This is a genomic window from Kitasatospora sp. NPDC057940 (assembly GCF_042887425.1).
In the GTDB taxonomy this organism is placed as follows: domain Bacteria; phylum Actinomycetota; class Actinomycetes; order Streptomycetales; family Streptomycetaceae; genus Kitasatospora.
In genome coordinates, this window is record NZ_JBHVPH010000057.1 from 1 (window position 1) to 25,348 (window position 25,348).

At 73.0% G+C, this 25,348-nt stretch carries 23 protein-coding genes; 17 read left to right on the forward strand and 6 right to left on the reverse strand.

The genetic code is table 11. From position 1 onward, the window contains the following. Positions 1-63 precede the first annotated feature (63 nt). Entirely contained in the window at positions 64-1,725 is a 1,662-nt protein-coding gene (locus tag ACFVTF_RS38110) for an HtaA domain-containing protein (protein WP_387818834.1), read from the forward strand. A gap of 94 nt (positions 1,726-1,819) precedes the next feature. Here the strand turns inward: ACFVTF_RS38110 and ACFVTF_RS38115 are convergent, their stop codons facing one another. After that, entirely contained in the window at positions 1,820-2,488 is a 669-nt protein-coding gene (locus tag ACFVTF_RS38115) for a heme oxygenase (biliverdin-producing) (protein ID WP_387818835.1), read from the reverse strand. A gap of 215 nt (positions 2,489-2,703) precedes the next feature. Continuing rightward, a complete protein-coding gene (locus tag ACFVTF_RS38120) occupies positions 2,704-3,195 on the reverse strand; it encodes an inorganic diphosphatase (RefSeq protein ID WP_063348256.1) in 492 nt (163 codons plus the stop codon). 76 nt (positions 3,196-3,271) lie between these two features. Between ACFVTF_RS38120 and dacB the strand changes: the two genes are divergently transcribed. The 6 genes from dacB to folE all read left to right on the forward strand — a co-directional run bounded on the left by dacB (position 3,272) and on the right by folE (position 11,270). Further along, positions 3,272-4,936 carry a D-alanyl-D-alanine carboxypeptidase/D-alanyl-D-alanine-endopeptidase gene (gene dacB, locus ACFVTF_RS38125; protein WP_387818836.1) on the forward strand — a complete coding sequence of 555 codons (1,665 nt, stop codon included), beginning with the start codon at positions 3,272-3,274 and terminating at the stop codon, positions 4,934-4,936. A 100-nt stretch (positions 4,937-5,036) separates the two neighbouring features. Further along, a complete protein-coding gene (locus tag ACFVTF_RS38130) occupies positions 5,037-6,212 on the forward strand; it encodes a zinc-dependent metalloprotease (RefSeq protein ID WP_387818837.1) in 1,176 nt (391 codons plus the stop codon). Positions 6,213-6,524: 312 nt separating this feature from the next. Next, positions 6,525-7,652 carry a tRNA lysidine(34) synthetase TilS gene (gene tilS, locus ACFVTF_RS38135; RefSeq protein ID WP_387818838.1) on the forward strand — a complete coding sequence of 376 codons (1,128 nt, stop codon included), beginning with the start codon at positions 6,525-6,527 and terminating at the stop codon, positions 7,650-7,652. Positions 7,653-7,722: 70 nt separating this feature from the next. Further along, on the forward strand, positions 7,723-8,277 hold the full coding sequence (hpt, locus tag ACFVTF_RS38140) for a hypoxanthine phosphoribosyltransferase (protein ID WP_063348252.1): 555 nt from the start codon (positions 7,723-7,725) through the stop codon (positions 8,275-8,277). 228 nt (positions 8,278-8,505) lie between these two features. After that, positions 8,506-10,560: an ATP-dependent zinc metalloprotease FtsH gene (ftsH, locus tag ACFVTF_RS38145; protein ID WP_350885202.1), complete on the forward strand. Its 2,055-nt coding sequence runs from the start codon at positions 8,506-8,508 to the stop codon at positions 10,558-10,560. A 104-nt stretch (positions 10,561-10,664) separates the two neighbouring features. Next, positions 10,665-11,270 (forward strand): GTP cyclohydrolase I FolE, encoded by a 606-nt coding sequence (gene folE / locus ACFVTF_RS38150; protein ID WP_063348250.1) that lies wholly within the window; start codon positions 10,665-10,667, stop codon positions 11,268-11,270. Positions 11,271-11,329: 59 nt separating this feature from the next. Here the strand turns inward: folE and ACFVTF_RS38155 are convergent, their stop codons facing one another. Beyond that, the gene (locus ACFVTF_RS38155) at positions 11,330-12,484 is read right to left on the reverse strand and encodes an alpha/beta hydrolase (protein ID WP_387818839.1); all 1,155 of its coding nucleotides are present in this window, start codon (positions 12,482-12,484) and stop codon (positions 11,330-11,332) included. Between the two features lie 376 nt (positions 12,485-12,860). Between ACFVTF_RS38155 and ACFVTF_RS38160 the strand changes: the two genes are divergently transcribed. The 7 genes from ACFVTF_RS38160 to ACFVTF_RS38190 all read left to right on the forward strand — a co-directional run bounded on the left by ACFVTF_RS38160 (position 12,861) and on the right by ACFVTF_RS38190 (position 19,455). Further along, a complete protein-coding gene (locus ACFVTF_RS38160; protein WP_387818840.1) occupies positions 12,861-14,699 on the forward strand; it encodes a phosphatidylglycerol lysyltransferase domain-containing protein in 1,839 nt (612 codons plus the stop codon). A 68-nt stretch (positions 14,700-14,767) separates the two neighbouring features. Then, positions 14,768-15,655 carry a dihydropteroate synthase gene (gene folP / locus ACFVTF_RS38165; RefSeq protein ID WP_371517546.1) on the forward strand — a complete coding sequence of 296 codons (888 nt, stop codon included), beginning with the start codon at positions 14,768-14,770 and terminating at the stop codon, positions 15,653-15,655. Beyond that, a complete protein-coding gene (locus ACFVTF_RS38170) occupies positions 15,652-16,149 on the forward strand; it encodes a nuclear transport factor 2 family protein (protein WP_063348246.1) in 498 nt (165 codons plus the stop codon). The genes folP and ACFVTF_RS38170 overlap by 4 nt, the downstream gene beginning before the upstream one ends. Positions 16,150-16,396: 247 nt before the next feature. Then, a complete protein-coding gene (gene folB / locus ACFVTF_RS38175; protein WP_371522717.1) occupies positions 16,397-16,756 on the forward strand; it encodes a dihydroneopterin aldolase in 360 nt (119 codons plus the stop codon). Positions 16,757-16,796: 40 nt separating this feature from the next. Further along, complete coding sequence (gene folK, locus ACFVTF_RS38180; RefSeq protein ID WP_363586580.1) at positions 16,797-17,396, forward strand: 2-amino-4-hydroxy-6-hydroxymethyldihydropteridine diphosphokinase; 600 nt, start codon at positions 16,797-16,799, stop codon at positions 17,394-17,396. A 188-nt stretch (positions 17,397-17,584) separates the two neighbouring features. Beyond that, complete coding sequence (locus tag ACFVTF_RS38185) at positions 17,585-18,073, forward strand: DUF3180 domain-containing protein (RefSeq protein WP_063348244.1); 489 nt, start codon at positions 17,585-17,587, stop codon at positions 18,071-18,073. Between the two features lie 122 nt (positions 18,074-18,195). Further along, complete coding sequence (locus ACFVTF_RS38190; protein WP_387818841.1) at positions 18,196-19,455, forward strand: hypothetical protein; 1,260 nt, start codon at positions 18,196-18,198, stop codon at positions 19,453-19,455. A 106-nt stretch (positions 19,456-19,561) separates the two neighbouring features. On the opposite strand, the gene ACFVTF_RS38195 is transcribed toward ACFVTF_RS38190, so the two are convergent. Then, positions 19,562-20,137 (reverse strand): TerD family protein, encoded by a 576-nt coding sequence (locus tag ACFVTF_RS38195; protein WP_350885215.1) that lies wholly within the window; start codon positions 20,135-20,137, stop codon positions 19,562-19,564. 124 nt (positions 20,138-20,261) lie between these two features. Continuing rightward, a complete protein-coding gene (locus tag ACFVTF_RS38200) occupies positions 20,262-20,759 on the reverse strand; it encodes a hypothetical protein (RefSeq protein ID WP_371517543.1) in 498 nt (165 codons plus the stop codon). Between the two features lie 92 nt (positions 20,760-20,851). On the opposite strand from ACFVTF_RS38200, the gene arfB reads away from it, so the two are divergent. Further along, a complete protein-coding gene (gene arfB / locus ACFVTF_RS38205; protein WP_387818842.1) occupies positions 20,852-21,286 on the forward strand; it encodes an alternative ribosome rescue aminoacyl-tRNA hydrolase ArfB in 435 nt (144 codons plus the stop codon). A 10-nt stretch (positions 21,287-21,296) separates the two neighbouring features. On the opposite strand, the gene ACFVTF_RS38210 is transcribed toward arfB, so the two are convergent. After that, a complete protein-coding gene (locus tag ACFVTF_RS38210) occupies positions 21,297-21,824 on the reverse strand; it encodes a flavin reductase family protein (protein ID WP_350885220.1) in 528 nt (175 codons plus the stop codon). 373 nt (positions 21,825-22,197) lie between these two features. Between ACFVTF_RS38210 and ACFVTF_RS38215 the strand changes: the two genes are divergently transcribed. Together ACFVTF_RS38215 and ACFVTF_RS38220 are read left to right on the forward strand one after the other, a co-directional pair. Further along, positions 22,198-23,988, forward strand: coding sequence for a diguanylate cyclase domain-containing protein (locus ACFVTF_RS38215; RefSeq protein WP_371517541.1), 1,791 nt, complete (start codon positions 22,198-22,200; stop codon positions 23,986-23,988). A 143-nt stretch (positions 23,989-24,131) separates the two neighbouring features. Continuing rightward, the gene (locus ACFVTF_RS38220) at positions 24,132-25,118 is read left to right on the forward strand and encodes a hypothetical protein (protein WP_387818843.1); all 987 of its coding nucleotides are present in this window, start codon (positions 24,132-24,134) and stop codon (positions 25,116-25,118) included. Positions 25,119-25,348 lie beyond the last annotated feature (230 nt).

Sequence of the window (25,348 nt, forward strand, 5' to 3'; positions counted from 1 at the left end):
GCCTGACACCCCGGAGCGTCCCCCCGCTCCCTCCCCCCGCCCCATCCGAACGGAGTACCCACCATGTCCCGCAACCGCACCCGGCTGGCCGCCCTCGCGGCCGCCACCGCCGGCCTCGGCCTGACCGCCCTCGGCGCCCCCGCACTGGCCTTCGGCGCGGGCGGCCCCGGCAGCGTCACGTACGACACCGGCTCGCTGGACTGGGGCGTGAAGGCCAGCTTCCGCAGCTACGTCAGCGGCCCGGCCTCCCAGGGCGGCGCCATCGAACTGACCGGCGGCGCCACCACCAACGCCGACGGCACCTTCCACTTCGGCCTGGCGAACGCCACGTACGACCTCGCCACCCACGCGCTGAGCTCCTCCTTCACCGGCGGGGTCCGCTTCACCGCCCACCACGGCGCGCTGGACGTCGCCCTCAGCGACCTCAAGGTCACCACCGCCGGGACGACCGGCACGCTCACCGCCGACACCGCCTCCAAGGAGTCGATGGGCGCCACCGAGGTCACCCGACGGGACGACGTGCCGCTGGTGACGTTCACCGTCGGGCGGGACACCACCACCGGGGTGCCGACGGCGGCGAAGCTGACCGAGCAGGGCGCCAAGGCCTTCGCGGGCTTCTACGCGGCCGGGACGGACATGGACCCGCTGTCGCTGCTGCTGAAGCAGAGCCCGGCGACGCCGTCGCCGACCGCCACGGCGACCGCCACCGCTTCGCCGACGGCCCCGACCCCGACGTCGACGCCGTCCGCCACGGGCACGCCGACCGCCTCGCCGTCCGCCACCGGCACGCCGTCGGCCACGCCCTCCGCCACGCCGTCGGCCACCTCGACGCCGTCCGCGACGCAGTCGCCGAGCGCCACCGCCTCGCCGTCCGCGAGCGCCACCCCGTCCGCGACCGGGACCCCGGCGCCCACCGGCGCCCCCGGCCGACTGCCCGTGCTGAACGGCACCCTCGACTGGAAGGTCAAGGAGAGCTTCCGCGCGTACCTGGCCACCCCGATGGCGAGCGGCAAGGTCGAGTTCGGCGGCGGCGCGGCCGACTACCGCTTCGGCGGCGCCACCGGCGGCTACAACACCACCGACCACTCGCTGACCGCCGCGTTCGACGGCTCGGTCCGCTTCCTCGGCCACCCGGGCAAGGACGGCTGGGCGCTCGACACCACGCTCTCCAAGCTGGGCCTGACGATCGACCAGGGCGGGGCCTTCCTGACCGCCGACGTGAACGGCAAGTCCCCCGACGGCAAGGCGACGTCGCTGAGCGGCGCGCGGATCGCCAAGCTGGACGTGCCCGCCTCCGCCCTGAAGCCGGTCAACGGCGTGGTGACGCTCTCCGGCGTCCCGGCCACGCTCACCGCCGAGGGCGTCCCGGTGTTCTCCAACTACCCGGCGGGCACGGCCCTGGACCCGGTCAGCGCCACCCTGGCGTTCGACAAGGACGCCAAGCTGCCGGCCACCCCGCCGACCGCCGGGTCCGGTGCCGGTGCCGGTGGCGCGAACCAGCCCGCCGGAGGCCAGGGTTCGGGCACCGGCACGGTCGGCGGCGCCTCGCTGACCACCGGCGGCGGCCTGACCGGTGCGGGCAGCGCGGGCGGTGCGGGCGGCGTGCTGGCCGCCACCGGTTCGGAGACCCCGGTGGTCCCGCTGCTGGCCACCGCGGCCGGTCTGCTGCTGGTCGGCGGCAGCGCCACCGTGCTGGTGCGCAACCGGCGCGGCGCGCGCTCCTGACGCACCCCCGGGACGCGCGACGGCCCCGGCGAGCAACCGCTCGCCGGGGCCGATCCGTTGGCGCACCCGGGCGGGTGCGCCTCGGGAGAAACGTTCAGGCGCTCAGGGGGTAACGCGCGTCCAGGTCCCGGAAGACCGCGCCGTTGAGCACGAAGGCCCGCTTGCACTCCTCGACCACCCGGCGCCGCTCCACCTCGTCCATCGCCAGCCCGGCGGCGTCCAGCCGGGCCCGGTACTCGCGCTTGAAGGCGGCCGGGTTGTCGACCTCCTCGAAGACGTAGAACCGCACGCCGTCGCCCTTGCGCTCGAAGCCCCAGGTCTTCTCGGCGATGCCGCGGATGATCTGACCGCCGGACAGGTCGCCCAGGTAGCGGGTGTAGTGGTGCGCGATGTACCCGGCCGGCCACGTCCCGGCCAGCTCCTCCACCCGCGCGACGTACGCGGCGGTGGCCGGCAGCGGCGCCAGGCCGTCCTGCCAGTCCGGCCCGCGCAGGTGCGCAAGGTCGCGCTCGATGGCGGCGGTGCGCAGCAGCGCCCGGTCGATGAAGGGCCCGGCGAGCGGGTGCTCGGCCAGGTGTCCGGCGCGGTCCTCCAGGGCCCGGTAGACGTACCAGAGCTGGCCGGTGAGGTCGGCGTAGGCCTCGATGCCGAGCCGTCCGCCCAGCAGGTGGCTCATGAACGAGGACTGCTCCGCAGCCTCGTGCTCCTCGCTGCTGGCGGTGCGGAGCGCGGTGGAGAACGGGACGGGCTCGGGCGTGGGCATGCGGCCTCCAGGATCGGATTCGGCCCCGACTGTTTTGGTTAGCCTAACCTAACAATCCGTCTTGCCGACAGGCTGTCGGCAAGACGGCCGCGTCCGGCCCCGGACACGGCGAAGGCCGGGGCCCGCGGACGAATCCGCGAACCCCGGCCTCCGGCTGCCCCGACCTACCTCGAACTGCTCAGAACTATCTGATCGAACGAGATCGGAACGACGGCTCAGTGACCGCCCTGCTCCGCCAGACGCTTGATCGAAGCGGTGACCTCGGCCTCGGCCTCGGCGCGGCCGACCCAGTTGGCGCCCTCGACGGACTTGCCGGGCTCCAGGTCCTTGTAGACCTCGAAGAAGTGCTGGATCTCCAGACGGTCGAACTCCGACACGTGGTGGATGTCCCGCAGGTGCTCCCAGCGCGGGTCGGTGGCCGGAACGCACAGCAGCTTGTCGTCGCCGCCGGCCTCGTCGGTCATCTGGAACATGCCGATGGCACGGCACTTGATGAGGCAACCCGGGAAGGTCGGCTCGTCCAGGATCACCAGCGCGTCCAGCGGGTCGCCGTCCTCGCCGAGCGTGCCCTCCACGTAGCCGTAGTCGGCCGGGTAGCGGGTCGAGGTGAAGAGCATCCGGTCGAGCCGCAGCCGGCCGCTCTCGTGGTCGACCTCGTACTTGTTACGAGAGCCCTTCGGGATTTCGATAAGGACGTCGAATTCCAACGGTTCCTCCAAGGTAGGGACTGACAGAATCCAAGTGTCTCCTACGGGAGTGAGTGCTCAGGAAAGGGGCCGGTCGGTGGGAACAGGGGTCGGGGCGGCGCGCCGCCGCAGGGGGACGGCCGCGGGACTGTTCGGAGCGGCCCTGCTGGTCGCCGGAACGGTCCTGACCTCGGGCGGAGCGTACGCGCAGCCCTCCCCGGGCCCCGGCGGGCACAGCACCGAGCACGGCGAGGGCGACGGCCGGGACGGCCGGGACGGCCGCGACGGCGGGAAGGGTGGCCGGGGGAAGGGCGACGGCAAGTCCAGGCCGGGCGACACCCCGGCCACCCGCCCGGGCGAACAGCCCGCCACCTCCGGCACCGCCGCCGGCTCCACACCCACCGGTACCGGCTCCACCGGCTCCACGGGCCCCACCGGCTCCGCCCCCGCCCCGGGCGGCGGTGCCCGCCCCGCCCCCGCCCCCGCCCCCGGCGCCGTCCTGGCCATCGTCGAGGCCGGCGGCTCCGCCGCCGCACCCACCGCCCAGGGCCTCCAGCAGGCGCTCGCCGCGGTCGTCGCCGACAAGAGCCTCGGCACCGTCACCTTCGCCGTCGCGGACGCCGCCGACGGTCAACTCCTGTACGGCTCCGGCGAGAACACCCCGGCCACCCCCGCCTCCACCACCAAGCTGGCCACCGCGATCGCGGCCCTGTCGCTGATCCCCGGCGACACCCGGCTGACCACCCGGGTGGTCCGGGGCGCGGACCCCGGCACGATCACCCTGGTCGGCGGCGGCGACCCGACGCTCACCGCGCTGCCCGCCGACCAGGTCCAGATCGGCGGCCAGGCGGCCGATGCCGACACCGCCCCCGCCTCGCTCGACGCCCTGGCCCGGCAGACCGCCGCCGCCCTCAAGGCCGCCGGCACCACCACCGTCAAGCTCGACTACGACCTGTCGATGTACGCGGGCAACCCGCAGCACAAGAACCACGACGGCCAGAACATCGCCCTGGTCGTCCCGTTGATGGTCGACGAGGCCAAGGTGGACCCCAAGAGCCGTGACGACGCGCCGGCCCGGGTCGCCGACCCGGCCGGGAAGGCCGCCGAGGTCTTCGCCGCCCTGCTCAAGGCCCAGGGCGTCACCGTCGACGGCACGGCCAGGCCCGCCGCCGCCCCGGCCGCTGCCGCCGCCCCCGTCCTCGGCCGGGTGGACTCGCCGACCGTCGCCCGGCTGGTCGAGCGCATGCTCACCACCTCCGACAACCAGATCGGCGAGGCGATGGCCCGTCAGGCGGCCCTCGCCGCAGGCCAACCGGCCAGCTTCGAGGGCGCCGCCACCGCCGTCACCCAGGAACTCGCCAAGCTCGGCGTGCCGATGGCGGGCGTGTCCCTGAACGACGGCAGCGGACTGCACCCGGGCAACGCCGTCCCGCCCGCCGTCCTCGTCCGACTCCTCGCCCTGGCCGCCTCCGACCAGCACCCGACCCTGCGCCCGGTCCTCACCGGCCTGCCCATCGCCGGCTTCACCGGCACCCTCGGCAAGCGCTACGGCACCGGCTCGGGCGCCGCCGACGCGGCCGGTCTGATCCGCGCCAAGACCGGGACCCTCAGCGGCGTCAACACCCTTGCCGGCACCGTCGTCGACGCCGACGGCCGCCTCCTCGCCTTCGCCGTCATGACCCGCACCACCGCCGCCGCCGACACCGCGCGCGCCGCCATGGACCGCATCGCCGCCCGTCTCGCCACCTGCGGCTGCCACTGACCCGCCGCCGCCCGCCCGCGGCCCCCGCCCCGTCGGGCGGGGTGAGGGTGTTCGTGGCGGGTGGCTGCCGCTGGTGGGTGGGAGCACGTACGGTGAGGGCATGACGAGCGCGAGTGGCGGTGCTGGCATGGTCGACTGGAATCTCGCGGTCGCAACCGCGACCAGGTTGGTGCGGCCGGGGCCGGAGGTGAGTCGGGCGGAGGCGGCGGCCGTGGTCGCCGAACTGCGCCGGCACGCGCTGGAGGCCGAGGAGCACGTCCGGGCGTTCACGGGGATGCGGTCGAGCAGTCTGACGGCGGCCACCGCGACGCCGGTGCTGGTGGTGGACCGCCCGGGCTGGGTGCGGGCGAACGTGGCCGGCTTCCGCACGGTGGTCCAGCCGCTGGTGGAGAAGCTCCAGGCGCGCCGGGCGAGCAGCCCGACGGCGGGGGTGTTCGGCGCGGTGGGGGAGAAGGCCACCGGGATCGAGGTGGGCGCGCTGCTGGCGTTCCTGGCCGGGAAGGTGCTCGGCCAGTACGAGACCTTCGCCCCGGCGGAGCCTTCGCTGGAGGCTCCGGACAGCCCGGCGGCGCTGTTCGACAAGCCCCGGCTGGGGCCGGAGGGCCCGGGGCCGGGCCGGCTGCTGCTGGTGGCGCCGAACATCGTGCACGTCGAGCGGGAGCTGGACGTCGACCCGTCCGACTTCCGGCTCTGGGTCTGCCTGCACGAGGAGACGCACCGGACGCAGTTCACCGCGGTGCCGTGGCTGCGCGACCACATCCAGTCCGAGGTGCAGTCCTTCCTGGCGGAGACGGACGTGGACCCCGGCGCCCTGCTGGAGCGGCTGCGGGACGCGGCGGGTTCGCTCGGCGGCGGGCTGCCGGGGGCCGGGGGCCGGGACGGCATGCCGTCGGCGGGGCTGATGGAGGTCGTCCAGTCGCCGGCGCAGCGCGAGATCCTGGGCCGGCTGACGGCGGTGATGTCGCTGCTGGAGGGCCACGCGGACGTGGTGATGGACGGGGTCGGCCCGGCGGTGGTGCCGACCGTGGCGGAGATCCGGGAGAAGTTCCAGCAGCGCCGGGACCGCGGGGCGAACCGGCTCGACCTGCTGTTGCGCCGACTGCTCGGGATGGACGCGAAGCTGCGCCAGTACCAGGACGGCGCGGTGTTCGTGCGCGGGGTGGTGGAGCGGGTCGGCATGGAGGGCTTCAACCGGGTCTGGACCTCCCCGAACACGCTGCCGACCAAGGAGGAGATCCACGATCCGGCCGCCTGGGTCGCCCGCGTCGCCCGCTGAGGCGGGCACGGACGGGGCTCGGACAGGGTTCGGGCAGGGCTCGGACGGGGCTCGGACCCCAACTGCCGCGCGGTGGTCGGTGGTGGTCAAACCCGCTCGTACGAGTGGTCCAATCGGGCAGCTGGAGGGTGAAGATACGTTTCTCCATTCACCCGAACGTGGGACGGTGGTCGTACCGGTGGCGCGGGTGGCGTAGCGGGGTGCTCCTTTCTGCCACCATCTGTGAGCGCCCGGTAACAGGGCGCTCATGAAGCTGCGCGGCCCCGCCGCGCGAGCCGCCGTCCTGTCCCCTCCGTCGAGGAGTCGTCCGCCGTGGGTCCACACCCCGCAGTCGCAGCGATACGCCTGGCCGTCCGCCGCACGCTCACCGACCTCGCCGCCGAGGCCGGTACCACCTTCACCGCGCCCGTGCGCGAGCCCCGCCAGCGCCCGGCCGGGGTGCCCCTGGTGGGCGCCGCCGTCGGCACCACCCTGATCGGCAACGCCGCCCGGCACCCGTCCGGACTGCCCCGGACCCCGGCCGCCCCCGGCTCGCCGCTGGTGCTGGTCGCCGTCAGCGGCGGCGCCGACTCGATGGCGCTGGCCATCGCCGCCGCCTTCGAGGCCCCCAAGATCGGCCTGCGGGTCGGCGCCGTCACCGTGGACCACGGCCTGCAGCCCGGCTCCGCCGACCGCGCCGCCCAGGTGGCCGAACGGCTGCGCTCGCTCGGCCTGGACCCGGTCGAGGCGATCCCGGTGCGGGTCGGCCGGTCCGGCGGCCCGGAGGCCGCCGCCCGGGACGCCCGCTATGCGGCCCTGGACGCGGCCGCCGAGCGGCTCGGCGCGGTCGCGGTGCTGCTCGGCCACACCCGGGACGACCAGGCCGAGACGGTGCTGCTGGGCCTGGCCCGCGGTTCGGGCTCCCGCTCGCTGGCCGGGATGCCGGCGCAGAAGGGCCGCTACCGCCGCCCGCTGCTGGAGCTGGACCGGGCGGCCACCCGGCAGGCCTGCTCCGCCCAGGCGATCCCGGTCTGGGACGACCCGCACAACTGTGATCCCGCCTACACCCGCTCGCGGGTCCGGCACGAGGTGCTGCCGGTGCTGGAGAAGCACCTGGGCGGCGGGGTGGTCGAGGCGCTGGCCCGCACCGCCCGGCTGTTCCGCGACGACGCGGACGCCCTCGACCAGTGGGCCTCCCTGGCCGAACGCGACCTCCGGACGGGTGAGGGCGCCCTGGACGCGGTGAAACTCGCCGAGCTCCCGCCCGCGGTCCGCCGCCGGGTGCTGCGGCGGGCCGCGCTGCGGGCGGGCTGCCCGGCCGGGGACCTGTTCGCGCGGCACCTGGAGACGATCGACCTGCTGGTCACCGGATGGCGCGGCCAGGGGCCGCTGCACCTACCCGGGGGCGTCGAGGCCACCCGCAGGTGTGGCACGCTGGTCTTTCGGCGGCAGGGCGACTGACGGGCGGGCATGTCCCGGGGTAGTCGGCCGCCGGCCACACAGACCCCGAACGTTTGAGGACGTATCCCCGGTGGACCAGAACGACATGGGCGCTGACCTCGCGAAGGTGCTCATCAGCAAGGACGAGATCGACGCCAAGCTCCTGGAGCTGGCCGAGCGCATCGACCGGGACTACGCAGGCAAGGACCTGCTGATCGTCGGCGTCCTCAAGGGGGCTGTGATGGTCATGGCCGACCTCGCCCGGGCCCTGCACTCGCAGGTCACCATGGACTGGATGGCGGTGTCGTCCTACGGCATGGGCACCAAGTCCTCCGGCGTGGTCCGCATCCTGAAGGACCTGGACACCGACATCGCCGGCCGGGACGTCCTGATCGTCGAGGACATCATCGACTCCGGTCTGACCCTGTCCTGGCTGCTGGGCAACCTGAGCTCGCGCGGCCCGGCCTCGCTGGAGGTCTGCGCCCTGCTGCGCAAGCCGGACGCGGCCAAGGTCGAGATCGACGTGAAGTACGTCGGTTTCGACATTCCGAACGAGTTCGTGGTCGGCTACGGCCTGGACTACGCGGAGAAGCTGCGTAACCTGCCCTTCATCGGGACGCTCGCTCCGCACGTCTACGGGGGCTGAGGGCTCCGTTCGGGCTACGGGTGGGAACAGGAGCCGGTTCCCGCCCGTTGGACCGGGGGGACCAAGAACGACCGCCGTGTCGCTGCGCTCCCGCCATCGGCGGGTCCGACTGCGGTACGGTCCATTAAAACCGCTCTTCACATGAGCACCGACCAGGATGCGCCGGCGGCACCCAGCCCGCGGCGCCGTTGAGTGGCAGGAGGGACGGGGCGGCAACGCCCCGCATGGATGGACGTCAAGCGATACTTCCGTGCGCCGATCATGTGGATCGTGCTGGCCGTCCTCGCCGTCATCGTTTTGATGCAGGTCGTTTCGGATTCGAACGGCTACAAGACGGTGGACACCGGTCAGGTCGTCGCGGCGATCGACGCGAAGCAGGTCAAGTCCGCGCAGATCACCACTGGTGACTCGAACACGATCAAGATCCAGCTGAAGGACGGCGCCACGCTGTCCAACGCCGGTACCGGCAAGACGCCGTCCGGCAGCAAGTTCCAGGCCTCGTACATCGGCGACCAGGGTGTTGCGATCGCCGACAAGCTCCAGGCCCAGATCAACGACAACGACCAGAGCACGCTCGCCGAGGGCTACACCATCAGCCCCGAGAAGCAGAGCACCTTCGTCAGCCTGCTGCTGTCGATGCTCCCGATCGTCATCATCGTCCTGGTCTTCCTGTTCCTGATGAATCAGATGCAGGGCGGCGGCTCCCGGGTCATGCAGTTCGGCAAGTCCAAGGCCAAGCTGCTCACCAAGGACACCCCGAAGACGACCTTCGCGGACGTCGCGGGCGCCGACGAGGCGGTCGAGGAGCTCCACGAGATCAAGGAGTTCCTCCAGGAGCCGGCCAAGTTCCAGGCCGTCGGCGCCAAGATCCCCAAGGGTGTGCTGCTCTACGGCCCGCCCGGTACCGGCAAGACCCTGCTGGCGCGTGCCGTCGCGGGCGAGGCCGGGGTGCCGTTCTACTCGATCTCCGGCTCGGACTTCGTCGAGATGTTCGTGGGTGTCGGCGCCAGCCGCGTCCGCGACCTCTTCGAGCAGGCCAAGGCGAACGCCCCGGCGATCGTCTTCGTCGACGAGATCGACGCCGTCGGCCGGCACCGCGGTGCGGGTCTGGGCGGCGGTCACGACGAGCGCGAGCAGACCCTCAACCAGCTGCTGGTCGAGATGGACGGCTTCGACGTCAAGGGTGGCGTGATCCTGATCGCGGCCACCAACCGCCCCGACATCCTGGACCCGGCGCTGCTGCGCCCGGGCCGCTTCGACCGCCAGATCGCGGTCGAGCGCCCCGACCTCCAGGGCCGGCTGGACATCCTCAAGGTGCACCAGAAGGGCAAGCCGATCGCGCCCGACGTCGACCTCTCGGCCGTCGCCAAGCGCACCCCCGGCTTCACCGGCGCGGACCTGTCGAACGTCCTCAACGAGGCCGCTCTGCTGACGGCCCGTTCGGACAAGAAGCTGATCGACAACGGCATCCTGGACGAGGCGATCGACCGCGTCGTGGCCGGTCCGCAGAAGCGCACCCGGATCATGTCCGAGCGCGAGAAGAAGATCACCGCGTACCACGAGGGCGGCCACGCCCTGGTGGCGGCGGCGTGCCCCAACAGCGACCCGGTGCACAAGATCACGATCCTCTCGCGCGGCCGCGCCCTCGGCTACACCATGGTGCTGCCGGACGAGGACAAGTACTCCACCACCCGCAACGAGATGCTCGACCAGCTGGCCTACATGCTGGGCGGGCGCGCGGCGGAGGAGCTGGTCTTCCACGACCCGACCACCGGCGCGTCGAACGACATCGAGAAGGCCACCGCCACCGCCCGGGCCATGGTGACCCAGTACGGCATGACCGAGCGGCTCGGCGCCATCAAGTTCGGCTCGGACAACGCGGAGCCGTTCCTGGGCCGCGAGATGGGCCACCAGCGCGACTACTCGGAAGAGGTCGCCGGGCTGGTGGACGAAGAGGTCAAGAAGCTCATCGAGAACGCGCACAACGAGGCCTGGGAGATCCTGGTCGAGAACCGCGACGTGCTCGACAACCTGGTTCTGGAGCTCCTGGAGAAGGAGACCCTGAACAAGGAGCAGATCGCGGAGATCTTCGCCACGATCGTGAAGCGCCCGGCCCGGCCGGCCTGGACGGGCTCGTCCCGTCGCACGCCGTCCACCCGGCCTCCGGTGCAGTCCCCGAAGGAGCTGGCGCTCACCAACGGCGCCGCCGCGATCGACACCGCCCCGGTGGACATCGTGAAGCTCCCGCCGCTGCCGACCGCGGAGCCGCCCGCCGAGGGCTGATCCCGCGCATCGTACGGAATGGATGCCGCGTCACCGGGGTTTGTACCCTGGAGACGCGGCATCCGTGCTGTTCAGCAAAGTCGTCCCAAGTAAGCGAGGCCCGCATGATCGACCCGGTGACGCTCGACGGTCCACCCACCGTCGGGACCTTCGACCAGAAGCGGGCCGAGAACGCCATCCGCGAGCTGTTGCTCGCCGTGGGTGAGGATCCGGACCGCGAGGGGCTGCTGGAGACCCCGGCCCGGGTCGCACGCGCCTACAAGGAGATATTCGCGGGCCTCTGGCAGGAGCCCGAGGACGTCCTCACCACCACCTTCGACCTCGGGCACGACGAGATGGTGCTCGTGAAGGACATCGAGCTGACGTCCGTCTGCGAGCACCACCTGGTGCCGTTCCGCGGGGTGGCGCACGTCGGGTACATCCCGTCCGCCAGCGGCAAGATCACCGGCCTGTCCAAGCTGGCCCGGCTGGTCGACGTCTACGCCCGCCGCCCCCAGGTGCAGGAGCGGCTGACCAGCCAGGTGGCCGACGCGCTGATGCGGATCCTGGAGCCGCGCGGGGCGATCGTCGTGGTCGAGTGCGAGCACATGTGCATGTCGATGCGCGGCATCCGCAAGCCCGGCGCCAAGACCATCACCTCGTGCGTCCGCGGCCAGCTGCGCGACCCGGCCACCCGGGCCGAGGCGATGAGCCTCATCATCGGCCGATAGCGGAACGGCCGGCCGGTCCCCTCGGACCGGCCGGCCGTCGGCTGCGTCACCTGCCCGCGTCAGCCGAGCCGCTGGCCGATCCACTCCAGCGAGGACGGCAGCTCACGGGTCCAGCTGTCGAAGTTGTGGCCGCCGTCGTCCAGGTAGAGCGAGTCGACCTTGAACTGCGGGTTGGCCGCGGCGACCTGCTGGGCGTGGTCGACGAACTGGAGGGTCTGCGCGAAGTCGCCCTCCTTGCGGGAGGAGACCACCAGCAGCGAGAGGGCGGGGGCCGGGAGGTTCGTCAGCCGCCAGTCGAGGTCGCTCTGCTGGGCCAGGGCGGCGTCGCCGGCGAACAGGTCACCGCCGGTGAACTGGTCCTCCTTGACCTTGTACTCGCTGTGCAGGCCCACCCCGATGCCGTAGACGTTCGGGAAGCGCATCGCCAGCCGCAGCGCGCAGCTGCCCCCGGTCGAGTAGCCGAAGACGGACCAGGAGGCGGCCGAGCGGCCGGTCCGGTAGGTGCTGCGGAGCGCCTCCGGCAGGTCCTTGGTGAACCAGGTCTCGGTGCGCGGGCCGCCGGGGACGTCCACGCACTCGGTGTCGCGCGGCGGGGCGACGGTCGGGCGGGCCATGACCACGACGGTCGGCGGCATCTTGCCGGACTTCCGCAGCTCGGCCGCGGTGCGCAGGAGCGGCAGCTCCTTGATCAGGTTGAGCGAGGTGCCGGGGAAGCCGGAGATGGCGACCAGGACGGGGAAGCGGACCAGGGCGAACTTCGGGTCGAAGTACTCGGGCGGCAGGTAGACGAACAGCTGGTCGGACAGCCCGGTCTCCTTGCCGGTGACCCGGACCGATTCGACCTTGCCGACCTCCTCGGGCGGGCCCTTGGGCAGGTCGGTGACGGTTTCCAGACCGCCCTCGTCGGTCGGCTGGAGCTGGGTGTCCGAGGCCGGGGCGCCGCCCTTGTGGTTCTCGTTGCTGGTCAGCGCGAGCTTGGTGCTGCCGGGGCTGAGCAGGTCGTCCCACGAGGTGTAGAACCCGAAGGAGTTGTTCACCGCCAGCGCCAGCACGGCCACGACCGCGACTTGAGTGACGGTCAGCAGGCCGATCCGGCCCAGCACGGGCAGCGGGCGCTGGCGCGCCAGTCGCGGCCAGAGCCACAGGGTGGTGACGAGAGCCGCAGCGCCGAGTGCGAGCAGCGAGTTCACCAGCGCGTCGCTGGTCAGTTCCATGCCGTCGGCCTTCCGGTGGGACACTGTCGGTGCACGCCTCATCGTCTGGCGGTCCGTCAGCTCCGGCCACCGCGGCTAGGCTGTCCGGATGCCCGGGCGAGCTGGGAGGGCGGGGGGAGCCACAGGCAACCGGCGCCCTAGAATGCGGCGTCCACCGTACGTACGGCGTACCGGAGGACCCTGCCGCGCCACGCGGCGGCAGGCCCTCGGCTCCGTCCCCGGCTCCACCGCAGCGCGCCCACGGCACCGGTTTACCGACCGTTTCCGGGTCCTTGGTATGCGCATTGCCTGATGAAGGAAAAGGCATTGAAGGTCCATCACACGTGCTCCCCCGGAGTGACCGGACGGCGTCCCGCAGCCTCTACGCTGAGCTTCCATGAGCGTTCCCGTGTCCGTTGAGCCGAGCCCCGAGCAGCCGCGTCGCCGACGCGGCCTGCAGACGCTTCGCACCCAGGCGGCGGCCGTTCCGAGGGCCTGGCTGCCCCGCGCGGTCGGGTACGCCTGTCTGCTGATCGGCCTGGTCGACATCGCCAGCGCGGTGTTCCCCAAGCTCCGGCACTCCAAGATGCACACCTTCACCGGGCAGCTGCCCGGCGGCACCACCTCGCTGGCCGCGGTCGGGACGATGATGGTCGGCCTGCTGCTGGTGCTGCTCGCGCACGCGCTGCGTCGGCGCAAGCGGCGGGCCTGGCGGGCGGTGTGCGTGCTGCTGCCGGTCGGCGCCGCGCTGCACATCGTGCGCTGGCACCAGGTCGGCCCGGCGGTGGTCTCGCTGGCGGTCTTCGTGGTGATGCTGGTGCACCAGCGCGAGTTCTACGCCAAGGCCGACCCGCGCACCCGCTGGCGGGCGCTGGTCAACCTGATCGTGATGGGCGCCGTCAGCGTGCTGCTCGGCCTGCTGATCGTGAGCACCCGGACCAAGTACGAGATCGGCTACCCGGCCCTGCCCGAGCGCCTCCAGCACGTCGTGTACGGGCTGTTCGGCTTCGAGGGGCCGATCCGGTACAACAACGTCCGGATGTCCGACCTGGTCGCCTACCTGCTCGGCGGGCTGGGCCTGCTGACCGCCTTCACCACCGCCTACCTGGCGCTGCGCCCGGGCAAGCCCAAGCCGGAGCTGACCCCGGAGGACGAGGAGAAGGTCCGCGAGCTGCTCACCCGGCACGGCGAGCGCGACTCGCTCGGCTACTTCGCGCTGCGCCGCGACAAGAGCGTGCTGTTCTCGCCCACCGGCAAGGCCGCGATCTCCTACCGGGTGGTCTCCGGCGTGATGCTGGCCTCCGGCGACCCGGTCGGCGACGTCGAGGCCTGGCCGGGTGCGATCAAGGTGTTCATGGCCGAGGCCCGCGAGCACGCCTGGGTGCCGGCCGTGATGGGCTGCAGCGAGGTCGGCGGCGAGGTCTGGACCCGCGAGGCGGACCTGGACGCGCTGGAGCTGGGCGACGAGGCGATCGTCGACACCGCCACCTTCTCGCTCGCCGGCCGGGCCATGCGCAACGTCCGCCAGATGGTCAAGCGGATCGAGCGCAACGGCTACTCCTGCCAGGTGCGCCGGGTCAGCGACCTCACCCCGGAGGAGAAGCACCGGATCGCCGACGCCGCCGCCCGCTGGCGCGGCACCGACACCGAGCGCGGCTTCTCGATGGCCCTCGGGCGCTTCGGCGACCCGCTGGACGACGACTGCGTGGTGGTCACCGCCCACAAGGCCCCGGAGGAGGGCGAGAGCGGCGACGACCTGAAGGCCGTGCTGCACTTCGTGCCCTGGGGGCCGGACGGCATCTCGCTGGAGCTGATGCGCCGCGACCGCGCGGCCGACCCGGGCCTGAACGAGCTGCTGATCGTCGCCGCCCTCCAGGCCGTGCCCGCGATGGGCGTGCGCCGGGTGTCGCTCAACTTCGCGATGTTCCGCTCGGCGCTGGCCCGCGGCGAGCGGATCGGCGCCGGCCCGGTGCTGCGGGCCTGGCGCGGACTGCTGGTGTTCCTCTCGCGCTGGTTCCAGATCGAGTCGCTGTACAAGTTCAACGCCAAGTTCCAGCCCGAGTGGGAACCGCGCTTCCTGGTCTTCCCGAACACCCGGGACCTGCCGCGGATCGGCTTCGCCGCGATGCAGGCCGAGGCCTTCATCACCCTCGGCATGCCGCGCTTCGGCCGCCGGCGCCAGCGGGAGGGCCTGATGCCCACCCCGGGCGCCCGCGACGTCACCGAGGCCGCCTGAGGCACCGCCGCGACGAACGGGGCCCCCGCCGAGAATCCTCGGCGGGGGCCCCGTTCGATAATGGGCGCATGAGCAACTCGCCGTCCTTCTCGCTGCCGGCCGGACTGCCGCGGCTCGACCGCTGCGCCGTGATGGGTGTGGTCAACGTCACGCCCGACTCCTTCTCGGACGGCGGCCTCTGGCACGACCCCGCCAAGGCGATCGCGCACGGGCTCGCCCTGCGCGCCCGCGGCGCGGACCTGGTGGACGTCGGGGGCGAGTCCACCCGGCCCGGCTCGCAGCGGGTGCCCGAGGAGGAGGAGCTGCGCCGGGTGCTGCCGGTGGTGCGCGAGCTCGTCGCCGCCGGGGTCGTGGTGTCGGTCGACACCATGCGGGCCTCCGTCGCCGAGCAGGCCGTGGCGGCCGGTGCCGCGCTCGTCAACGACGTCTCCGGCGGGCTCGCCGACCCGGAGATGGCCCGGGTGGTCGCCGACACCGGCGCGCCGTTCGTGGTGATGCACTGGCGCGGCCAGTCCGCGGACATGGAGCGGCTGGCGGTCTACCGGGACGTCGTGACGGACGTCGTCGCCGAGCTGGCCGTCCGGGTGGACGCGCTGCTGGCGGCCGGGGTCAAGGAGGACCAGCTGATCCTCGACCCGGGCCTCGGCTTCGCCAAGACCCCCGAGCACAACTGGGCGCTGCTCGGCCGGCTGGACGCGCTCACCGCGCTCGGCCGTCCCGTCCTCGTCGCCGCATCGCGCAAGCGGTTCCTGGGTACGCTGCTCGCCGACCCGCAAACCGGGGCGCTGCGCCCGGCCCGGGAGCGCGACGACGCGACCGCCGCGGTGTCGGTGCTGTCGGCCCAGGCCGGCGCCTGGGCGGTGCGGGTGCACGACGTGTCCGGCACGGCGGACGCCGTCCGGGTGGTCGCGGCCTGGCAGCACGCGGCCCGGCAAGGGGTGAGGGAGGGTCTGTGACAGGTGACGGCAGGCTGAGCGGCGGAACGGCCGGCCAGGCCCGCGAGGCGGACCTGGAGGCGGTGCTCGCGGCCAACCAGGCGCTCTACCAGGCGCTGGAGGAGGGGGACCTGGAGGCGGTCGAGGACGCCTGGCTGGGGGCCGCGGACGCGGACGACAAGGGCGGCGTGGTGTGCGTGCACCCCGGCTGGCCGGTGCTGCGCGGGCGGGCGCAGGTGACCCGCTCGTACATGCTGATCATGATGAACACGGAGTACATCCAGTTCTTCCTGACCGATGTCGAGGCCGAGGTCCACGGAGATGTGGCCCTTGTCACGTGCACCGAGAACATCCTCTCCGGCGGCGAGGCGGAGGAGGAGGGGGAACTCGGTCCGCTGGTCGGCGGAAAGGTCGTGTCGACGAATCTGTTCCGCCGTACCCCGGGCGGGTGGAAGCTCTGGTCGCACCACGGTTCACCCGTTCTGACCAGCGGTGACGACGAGGACGAGGACTGATTCGGGCGGCCTTCGGAAAACGCCGCCGGGCGGTCGCCCGGGAATTCCCGAGTGGTCACCGAACGTTCACGTCAATCGCCATTCCGGTGCGCGTGGCGACGGTTCGTGCCGGGTAGGACGGTCAGACGTTGTCAGCGCCCGCGGGTAGATTCGAAACGGAGTGGCGGGTGTGCTGCCCGCCTTCGCCCCGCTCGTCCATGCCATTCTCCGGGTGGGGCCCGTCCGACTGGGAGCAGTGATTCGTTTGCTGGACCGCGTCACCCTGCGGGGGCTGCGTGCCCGGGGCAACCACGGCGTCTTCGAGCGCGAGCGCATCGAGGGCCAGACCTTCGTGGTCGACCTCGTGCTGTACCTGGACACCCGCCCCGCCGCGGCCGGCGACGACCTCACCCGCACGGCGCACTACGGCCTCGTGGCCGAGGAGGTCACCGCGATCATCGCGGGGGAGCCGGTCGACCTGATCGAGACCCTGGCCCAGCGCATCGCCGACCAGTGCCTGAAGCACGAAGCGGTCGAGGAGGTCGAGGTGACCGTGCACAAGCCCGACGCCCCGATCACCGTGCCGTTCGACGACGTGACCGTGACCATTCACCGGGGCCGCGCATGACCGCCGCCGTGCGCCCCGTTCCAGTTGCAGAGGGATCTCGATGAGCACCAGCGACCCGACCGCCTCGCCGACCACGTTCGACCTGGAGAGCCGGGTGGACTCCGCCGACACCACACTGCACAGCCAGCGCTGCGCGGTGATCGCACTCGGCAGCAACCTGGGCAACCGCCTGGACACCCTCCAGGGCGCCGTCGACGCGCTCGCCGACACCCCCGGGCTCAAGATCAAGGCCGTCTCCGCGGTCTACGAGACCGAGGCCGTCGGCGGCCCGGACGAACAGCCCAACTACTACAACGCGGTCGTCGTGCTGCGCACCTCGCTGCCGCCGCGCGACCTGCTGGAGCGCGGCAACGCGATCGAGGACGCCTTCGGGCGGGTCCGGACGGTGCACTGGGGTCCGCGGACCCTGGACGTCGACATCCTGGCCTACGAGGGCGTGCTCAGCGACGACCCGCAGCTGCTGCTGCCGCACCCCCGCTCGCACGAGCGGGCCTTCGTGCTCGCCCCCTGGCTGGACGCCCAGCCGGAGGCCGAGGTGCCAGGGCACGGGCAGGTCGGCGAACTGCTGGACGCGCTCGGCGGCCCGGGCGCGCAGGGCGTCCGGCGGCGGGACGACATCCGGCTGACGCTGCCGGAGTGACCGGCCCCGGCCCGGCGGCCCGGTGAGGGCGGCCGGGGAACTCGACCGGGGGGCCCGGCCGTACGAGTAGGTGTCCGCCGTTCGCGCGGGTACCCGCCCGGCCGGGCCCGGTACGGTGGCCTGGCGCCGTTGTGCCGGGCCACCGGGCGGCGGCCGGCTCTGGTAACCCCGGGAAGGACCTCCTCCGAGTGAAGCTGCTTCGCCTCCGCCTGCTGGTCGGCATCACCGCTGCTACCACGGCGCTGTCCTGGGCCGGTGCCAAGCTCTGGGCCTCCCTGGACACGCTGCCGGCCGTGCCGGTCGCGGCACCGGTGGTGCTGGCGGCGGTGGCGGTGGTCCTGCTGGCGACCGCCCTCTCGCTGCGGTCCCGGCTGAAGGCGGTGCGCGAGCGGCAGCCCGGCGCGAAGGGCGTCGACCCGCTGCTGGCGGCCCGGGCGGTGGTGCTGGGGCAGGCCAGCGCGCTGGTCTCGGCGGTGGTCACCGGCGTCTACGCGGGCGCGGGGATCTTCCTGCTGGGCGAGCTGGACGTGTCGGCGCGCAAGGACCAGGCCGTCACGGCCGGGCTCGCGGTGCTGGCCGGGGCGGCGGTGATCGCGGCGGCGCTCTGGTTGCAGCACGTGTGCAAGCTGCCGGAGAACCACGACGATCCGAGCGGCCCGGCGCCCTCGCCCCGCTGAACAGGTCTTTTTTCGTGATCTTGAGTGAAACGCCGGGTACGTGCGGTAAAACTTGCGCACTGTCAAGGGCGGAAGAGGACCCTGGGCTGACACGGCCCCAATTCGCACGCTAGTTTCTTGGCATGTCTCGCGGACGCCACCGTCATTCCTCCGTCCTCGGCCGGATCTTCCCCCCCACCGCCGCCGGCGTGCTGCTCGTCGCCGCGCTGGCCGCCCTGCTCTTCAGTCAGGACGCCGTCCTGGTGCGTTCGGTGGGTGTCGCGGCGGTGGTCGCGACGCTCGGCTTCGCGCTGCTGCTGCGGCAGCGGGACAAGGCGGCCCGGGCGGCCGCCGAGATGGCCGCGGCGCAGCGGCTGCGGGCCGAGGAGCGCTTCGAGGAGCAGCTGGCGGAGGCCGAGTACGCGGCGGAGGTCGCCGAGGAGCGGGCCACCCGGTTCGGGCGGCGGCTGACGGCGGAGAAGTCGCGGCTGGCGAAGGCCGAGACCGAGATCGCCCGGCTGCTGCGGGAGCGGGCCGTGACGGTGGCCGAACAGGCGCTCAAGGAGGCCGAGGCGGCCCAGCGGGCGCTCGCCGCGAGCCGCCCCAAGTACCCGGCCAGCCCGGCCGCGTTCGTCCGTGCGGCGTCCGTGCTGCGGCTGCTGGAGCGGCGGGCGGCGGAGCAGGAGGCGCGGCGGGAGCGGACGGCGGGCTCGGCGGTCGCGCTGCGGGCGCGTACGGCACCGGCCGCTGCGGCCCCGGCGCCCGTGCCCTCGGTGGTGGCGCCCTCGGTGCCGGCGCCGGTGGCCCCCGCGGTGCCCACTCCGGAGCAGGCTCCGGTGGCACAGGCACAGGCACAGGCACAGGCACAGGCACAGGCACAGGCACAGGCACAGGCACAGGCACAGGCACAGGCACAGGACCAGAGCCAGGCACAGGCCCCGGCGCCGGTGCGGCCCGCGCCGGTGCGCCCGGCGCTGACCGCCACGGTCGGGCAGCTCGGCGGGACGCCGTCCGCTCCGGTCGCGGCGCCCGCGCAGGTGGAGCGGCAGCGGCCGCGGTCGGCGCAGTCCGGGGCGGTGCGCGGGCCGGGCTTCAGCTTCTTCGGCCGGGGTTCGGGCGCGGCCGTGCGGGCGGCGGCCCCGGCGCCGGCGGTGGGCAGCGTCGCCGAACTGGGCGAGCGCACGGACCTGGCCGACGTGGTGGGCGACGAGGCGGTGGCCGCGCAGGCGAAGGCCGAGGCGCAGGAGGCCCGGGAAGCTCGTGAGGTGCAGGAGGCCGTGGCCGGCTCGCAGGAGTCGCAGCCGGCGGCCGAGTCGGCGCCGGGTGCGCCCGCGGTGGTGGACCTGACCCCGGAGGACGAGACCGAGCTGATCCAGCTGCCGGAGCTGCGCGCCTCGCGCTGAGCCCGGGCCGGGCACGCGAAAGCGGCGCGGGACGTCGGTGTGACCGATGTCCCGCGCCGCTTTCGTTCCAGGCGGTGCGCCGGGCCGGGAGGGGCCCGGCGGGGCGTCAGAGCTGGACGCCGAAGTCCTGGGCGATGCCCGCCAGGCCGGAGGCGTAGCCCTGGCCGACGGCGCGGAACTTCCACTCGCCGCCGTTGCGGTAGAGCTCGCCGAAGATCATGGCGGTCTCGGTGGCGGCGTCCTCGGAGAGGTCGTAGCGGGCGATCTCGGCGCCGCCGGCGGCGTTCACCACGCGGATGTACGCGTTGCGGACCTGGCCGAAGCTCTGGCCGCGGGCGACCCCGTCGTAGATGGTGACGGGGAAGGTGATCTTGACGGCCTCGGCCGGCAGGCCGGCCAGGTTGACGTTGATCGACTCGTCGTCGCCGGCGCCCTCACCGGTGCGGTTGTCACCGGTGTGCACGACGGTGTTGTCCGGGCTGCTGGTGTTGTTGAAGAAGACGAAGTGCCCGTTGGAGAGCACCTTGCCGTCCGCGTTCAGGACGATCGCGCTGGCGTCGAGGTCGAACTCGGTGCCGGTCGTGGTCCGGACGTCCCAGCCCAGGCCGACACTGACCGCGGACAGGCCGGGGGCCTCCTTGGTCAGCGAGACGTTGCCACCCTTGGAAAGGCTCACTGGCATGGCGATTGCAGTCCCTTCGTTCGCTTTTTCCGGGACAACGCAATACTCCGGTGGGTTGGTTCCGCGAAGCCCGTGAATTCTTCGTGGACGCCAATCCGCCGGCAAAGGCCTGACAATGTCCTGGTCAGATCCGGGGGAACCGGCCCTGCAGCGACCAGATGTTCGGATTGTCGGCCAGCTCGGGGTGCATATCGAAGAGATCGGCGAGGGTGTCCTGGAGGAAGTCCCGGGCCTCGCGCCGCAGCTCGCCGTGGCGGACCACGGCGGGCGGCTCGTCCGGCAGCCAGGTCGCGGTGATCTCGACCCAGTTGAAGCGGCGGGCGAACCGCAGCAGCTCGGTGTTCTGGGTGAAGTCGAGGTCCGCGGTCTGCACCCGGGCGGCCCGGCCGCCGTCCGGGTCGCGGTCCAGCTCCTCGACGATGTCGCACAGCGCCCAGGCGAAGTCGAGCACCGGCACCCACCCCCAGCCGGTGGACAGCTCGGCGCCCTCGGCGTCCAGGTAGACGTCGCCGCAGAACAGGTCGTACCGCAGGGACCGCACCGGGACGGAGCGGTAGTCCGTCTGCGGGGGGTCGGGAAAGCGGTTGGAGAGGGAGTAGCCGAGCTCGATCACGTACGCCATTGTCCGGGCTGCGGGCGGTGGCGCGGAACCGGGCCGCCGGCCGCCGCGGATAACCGGGTGACCGGGCGGTACGGGCGCGGGATGATGGACGCATGCCCGAGCCCATCCGCGTACGGGGGTCGGTGGTCGTCCCCGACACCGAGCTCGTCTGGCGCTTCTCGCGTTCCTCCGGCCCCGGTGGCCAGCACGTCAACACCTCCGACAGCAAGGCCGAGCTGCGCTACGACCTGGCGGCGTCCAGAGCGCTGCCCGAGGTGTGGCGCGAGCGCGCGCTGGAGCGGCTGGCCGGGCGGCTGGTGGACGGCCGGGTGCTGGTGATCCAGGCCTCGGAGTTCCGCTCGCAGTGGCGCAACCGGGAGGCGGCCGCGGCCCGGCTGTCGGCGGTGCTGACCGAGGCGTGCGCGCCGCCGCCGAAGTCCCGCCGGGCGACCAGGCCGAGCCGGGGGATGGTCGAGCGCCGGCTGTCCAACAAGCGGCGCCGCTCCGAGCTGAAGCAGGGGCGGCAGTCGCCGCGGGGCGGCGAGTAGCCGGGGCGGTTCAGCCGAGGGCGCGGTAGCCGCCGCGGAAGTAGAGCAGCGGCCGGCCGGCCGGGCTGGGTACCGCGGCCTCCAGGACACGGCCGAGCAGCAGGGTGTGGTCGCCCGCCGGTATCCGCTGCTCGGTGCGGCACTCGACGGTGGCGAGCGCGCCGTCGATCAGCGGGGCGCCGGAGCGGGGGCCGCGGTGGTGCGGGGTGTCCGCGAACAGCAGCCGGTCGCTGAGCCGACCCTTCATGGCGAAGCGGGAGCCGAGCGCCTTCTGCCCCTCGGTGAGCAGCGAGACCGCCCAGGTGTCGGTGCGGGAGAGCACCTCGTCCATCCGGGAGTCCTCGCGGACCGAGATCAGGACCAGCGGCGGCTCCAGCGACACGGACAGGAAGGACGTGGCGGTCATGCCGACGTCCTCGCCGTCCTCCGGGTCGTGGACGGTCACCAGGCTCACGCCGGAGGCGAGCTGGGAGAGTGCCGCCCGGAACTCGTCGGGCGTGGCGTGGGAGGCAGCTTCGGGCTGCGGGGACGAGTACACGTACCGCACGGTAGTCGGCGGCCGCCGGAATCGGCATCGGGCCGAGGTCGTAGGACCAGCGGCGCACGGGGTGCGGTTGCGGCCGGGTTCGGGACTCACCCTCAGGAGTGAAGCAAGGGGCCTGCCGGGCGGCAGCGGGCTTCAGGGCGGGGCCAATGCGGTCGACCAAGGGAAATATCCCGATAGCGCTTTATGTCCCGCTATGGGGCGGATGAGCTGATTAAGGGTGCATTAGTGTCGTGTGATTTAAGTCACAAGTGATGGCCTATTGCTGACCGAGCGTGCCGAACGCTGTGCTCCCTGTGATTCAGTTCTTCTGGCAATCGGACGATAACCAATCAAGAACTATCCGAAGCAGCCGGGGAGCCCCCGCATGGAAGCCGAGTCGGAGCCGTACGTCCGTCTCGCGACCCTCCGCACCTTGCACCGGGTCGTGGCGGACCTCAACGCTGCCCGCAGCCTGGCGGGCACGCTGCAGGCCGTCGTCGAGGGTGCGGTGCACGGGCTCGGCTTCGACGCCGCCGCGGTCAGCCTGGTCCGCCCGGACGGGGACCTCGTGGTGGCGGCCGTCTGGGAGCTGGAGGAGAGCACCATGGGCGGCCCCTCCGTCCTGCTCGGCCAGGTCGGCTCCCGGGAGTCCTGGGACCGGCTGCTCGGCGTCAGCGACCACTGGGGCACCCTGCGCTTCCTGCCGTACGACCGCGGCTGGGCCGTCGCCAGCGACATCCCGCGCTGGATCGGGGACGGCCCGCTGCCCGTCTACGCCAACGACTGGCACCCCGCCGACGGACTGCTCGCCCCGATGTACAGCGCCGGCGGCGACCTGCTCGGCGTCCTCTCGGTGGACCGCCCGCGCAGCGGCAAGCGGCCCGGGGCGTGGACCCGCGAGGCGCTGGAGATGTTCTCCCTGCAGGCCTCCATCGCGATCGGCAACGCCCGGCTGCGGGCCGAGATGCAGCGCGCGCTGGCCCGCCTGGAGAAGGAGCAGCAGGCCCTGCGGGCCAGCGAGGAGAGCTTCCGCCAGGCCTTCGAGTACGCGCCCAGCGGGATGGCCATCACCGAACTGCACGGCGCCGGGCGCGGCCAGCTGACCAGGGTCAACGACGCGCTCTGTCGCCTGCTCGGCCGCCCCCGCGCGGTGCTGCGCCAGCAGAGCTTCGCCGACCTCGTGCACCCGGAGGACCGGGCGCTGTTGGAACGCACCAGTGCCGAGAGCGGCCGGGCGGAACTGCGGCTGTCCCGGCGGGACGGCGGCTACCAGTGGGTGTGCCTGCGCAACTCGATCGTGGCGGACGCGGCCGAGGGCCCGAGCTTCCTGCTCACCCACGTCGAGGACATCGAGGACCGCAAGCGGCACGAGTTCCAGCTCGCCCACCGGGCCAGCCACGACGCGCTCACCGGCCTGCCGAACGGCGCCGAACTGAAGGCCCGGCTGGGCCGCCGGCTCTGCGCCGAGCCGCAGACCGTCGGGGCCCCCGCCGGGCCGGGCGAGCCGGCCTACCCGGCGCCGTACGGCTACCCGGCCGACTCCTACAGCGCGCACGCCGCGTACGACCGGCTGGAGGGCGCGGACCCGTACGGCGGGCCGGTGCACGGCTACGGGATGCCCGAGGGCGGCCCGCCGTACGGCCTCGCCCCGGGCTACGGGGAGCACGTGCACGCGGTGGTCCCGGCCGACCAGGGCCCGGGCGGCGAGGCGTGGTCCGTACCGTTCCGCTCCGGCGTCGCGGCCTCGCTGGACAAGGGGCTCGCGGTGCTCTTCTGCGACCTGGACGGCTTCAAGTCGATCAACGACCGGTTCGGCCACAACGCGGGCGACGCGGTGCTGGTCGAGGTCGCCCGGCGGCTGAGCCAGGCCGTCCGGGACGGCGACACGGTGGCCCGGCTCGGCGGCGACGAGTTCGTCGTGCTGGCCGACGGGATCGGCCGCGAGGAGGCCAAGGACCTGGCCCACCGGCTGCGGGGCGCCATCATCCCGCCGATGCGGATCGACGGCCGGGCGATGCGGGTGGGGGTGAGCCTCGGGGTCGGCTGGGCGGGTTGCGGGATGAGCATCGAGGAGGTGCTGCACACCGCGGACGAGCGGATGTACGACGAGAAGCGGGCCCGGGGCGGCGCGGTGCGCGGCGCGCGGGGCGAGCGTTCGCACCGACGGGCGGGCTGAACCCGCCCGGTCCTGGTTACCCACGGGTTGTCAAGGGTTCTTTTCCGGCTGTCACAAAGGACAGGTAGGGTTCCCGGGTACGACAGCGTCCATGATCTGCGCCGGCGGCCCCGCATCCCGGCGGCGCGAACCGGATGGGGGAGTTGACCACCGTGACGACCGCCGGCAACAACGGAGCGCCCGAGGGCGGTGCCCCGCAGGACGACGACCCGTTCGGCTACCTCTACCGCCCGGCGGAGGGTGCCTCCGGGCAGCCGGCCGAGCCACAGCAGGGCGTGCCCCGGACGCCGTACAGCCGTCCGATGGAGGTCGGCCGGGCCCAGTACGGGCAGCAGCCCTACCAGCCGCGGCCGCAGCAGCCCCAGTACGGTCAGCAGGCGGGGCCGCAGCAGGGCTACCCCGGCGGCCAGCAGCCGTACCCGCCGCAGCAGCAGCCCGAGTACGGCACCGCGCCCACCCAGCAGACCCGTTACGCCGAGCACTCCCGGCCGCAGCCGGGGGAGGACCGGTCGAGCAGCGGCCGGAGCAAGGGCGCGGTGATCGGTGCGGTCGCGGTGGTCGCGGCCATAGCGATCGGCGCCGGGATCGCGCTCTCCAAGGGCGACCCGGACGGCGACAAGACCGCCAAGGGCGGCGTCCAGACCACCGCCGCGGCTCCCCCCAGCACCCCGGCGGCCGGCAGTTCGTCCCCGACCCCCTCGGCCTCGGCGAGCACCACCGCCCCGGCCGGGCCGTTGACCGTGGACGCGGGCCAGCTCCAGGCCCAGAACGCGCCGTCCGGCAACGGCATCAAGGGCACCAAGTCCGCCGACGGCAGCTACCTGACGCTCCAGCCCGGCGGCTCGGTGACCTGGAGCGGCGAGGTCGCCGCGGCCGGCACCTACAAGCTGAACGTGCACTACAACAACACCGGCGGGGACCTGAAGGGCGCCGCCTCGGTGAACGGCAAGGACTGGCCGAGCGGGCTGCTCTTCAAGAACTACGCGTCCGGCAAGGACCCGGCGTCCTCCTGGTTCAACACCTGGATACTCCCGCAGCTCCAGGCCGGGGCGAACACCATCACCTTCACCGTGCCCTCCGGTTCGATCCTGATCGACCAGATCACCCTCGAACCGAATGCGACCGGCTGACCGGCAGAGCGGCTGACCGGCAGAGCATCTGACCGGTTGATCGGCTGAGCCGAACGCGAGACGGCCGCCCGTCCCCGTGGGGGAAGGGCGGCCGTCGGCGTTCCGGCGGGCCGTCAGGCGGGCTTGACCACGTCGAAGCGCTCGCCGCCGAGGACCCAGCGGCCGCGGCGCATGACGGCGACCAGGTCGTAGCCCTCGGAGTCGAGCACGACCAGGTCGGCCTGCTTGCC

Coding starts and splice junctions, on each gene's coding strand:
- ftsH (WP_350885202.1), top strand. CDS start 8,506: ATGGACGTCAAGCGATACTTCCGTGCGCCGATCATGTGGATCGTGCTG.
- ACFVTF_RS38130 (WP_387818837.1), top strand. CDS start 5,037: ATGACGAGCGCGAGTGGCGGTGCTGGCATGGTCGACTGGAATCTCGCG.
- ACFVTF_RS38195 (WP_350885215.1), bottom strand. CDS start 20,137: ATGCCAGTGAGCCTTTCCAAGGGTGGCAACGTCTCGCTGACCAAGGAG.
- ACFVTF_RS38110 (WP_387818834.1), top strand. CDS start 64: ATGTCCCGCAACCGCACCCGGCTGGCCGCCCTCGCGGCCGCCACCGCC.
- folP (WP_371517546.1), top strand. CDS start 14,768: ATGAGCAACTCGCCGTCCTTCTCGCTGCCGGCCGGACTGCCGCGGCTC.
- ACFVTF_RS38115 (WP_387818835.1), bottom strand. CDS start 2,488: ATGCCCACGCCCGAGCCCGTCCCGTTCTCCACCGCGCTCCGCACCGCC.
- arfB (WP_387818842.1), top strand. CDS start 20,852: ATGCCCGAGCCCATCCGCGTACGGGGGTCGGTGGTCGTCCCCGACACC.
- folK (WP_363586580.1), top strand. CDS start 16,797: ATGAGCACCAGCGACCCGACCGCCTCGCCGACCACGTTCGACCTGGAG.
- ACFVTF_RS38155 (WP_387818839.1), bottom strand. CDS start 12,484: ATGGAACTGACCAGCGACGCGCTGGTGAACTCGCTGCTCGCACTCGGC.
- ACFVTF_RS38190 (WP_387818841.1), top strand. CDS start 18,196: ATGTCTCGCGGACGCCACCGTCATTCCTCCGTCCTCGGCCGGATCTTC.
- ACFVTF_RS38160 (WP_387818840.1), top strand. CDS start 12,861: ATGAGCGTTCCCGTGTCCGTTGAGCCGAGCCCCGAGCAGCCGCGTCGC.
- folE (WP_063348250.1), top strand. CDS start 10,665: ATGATCGACCCGGTGACGCTCGACGGTCCACCCACCGTCGGGACCTTC.
- ACFVTF_RS38200 (WP_371517543.1), bottom strand. CDS start 20,759: ATGGCGTACGTGATCGAGCTCGGCTACTCCCTCTCCAACCGCTTTCCC.
- ACFVTF_RS38215 (WP_371517541.1), top strand. CDS start 22,198: ATGGAAGCCGAGTCGGAGCCGTACGTCCGTCTCGCGACCCTCCGCACC.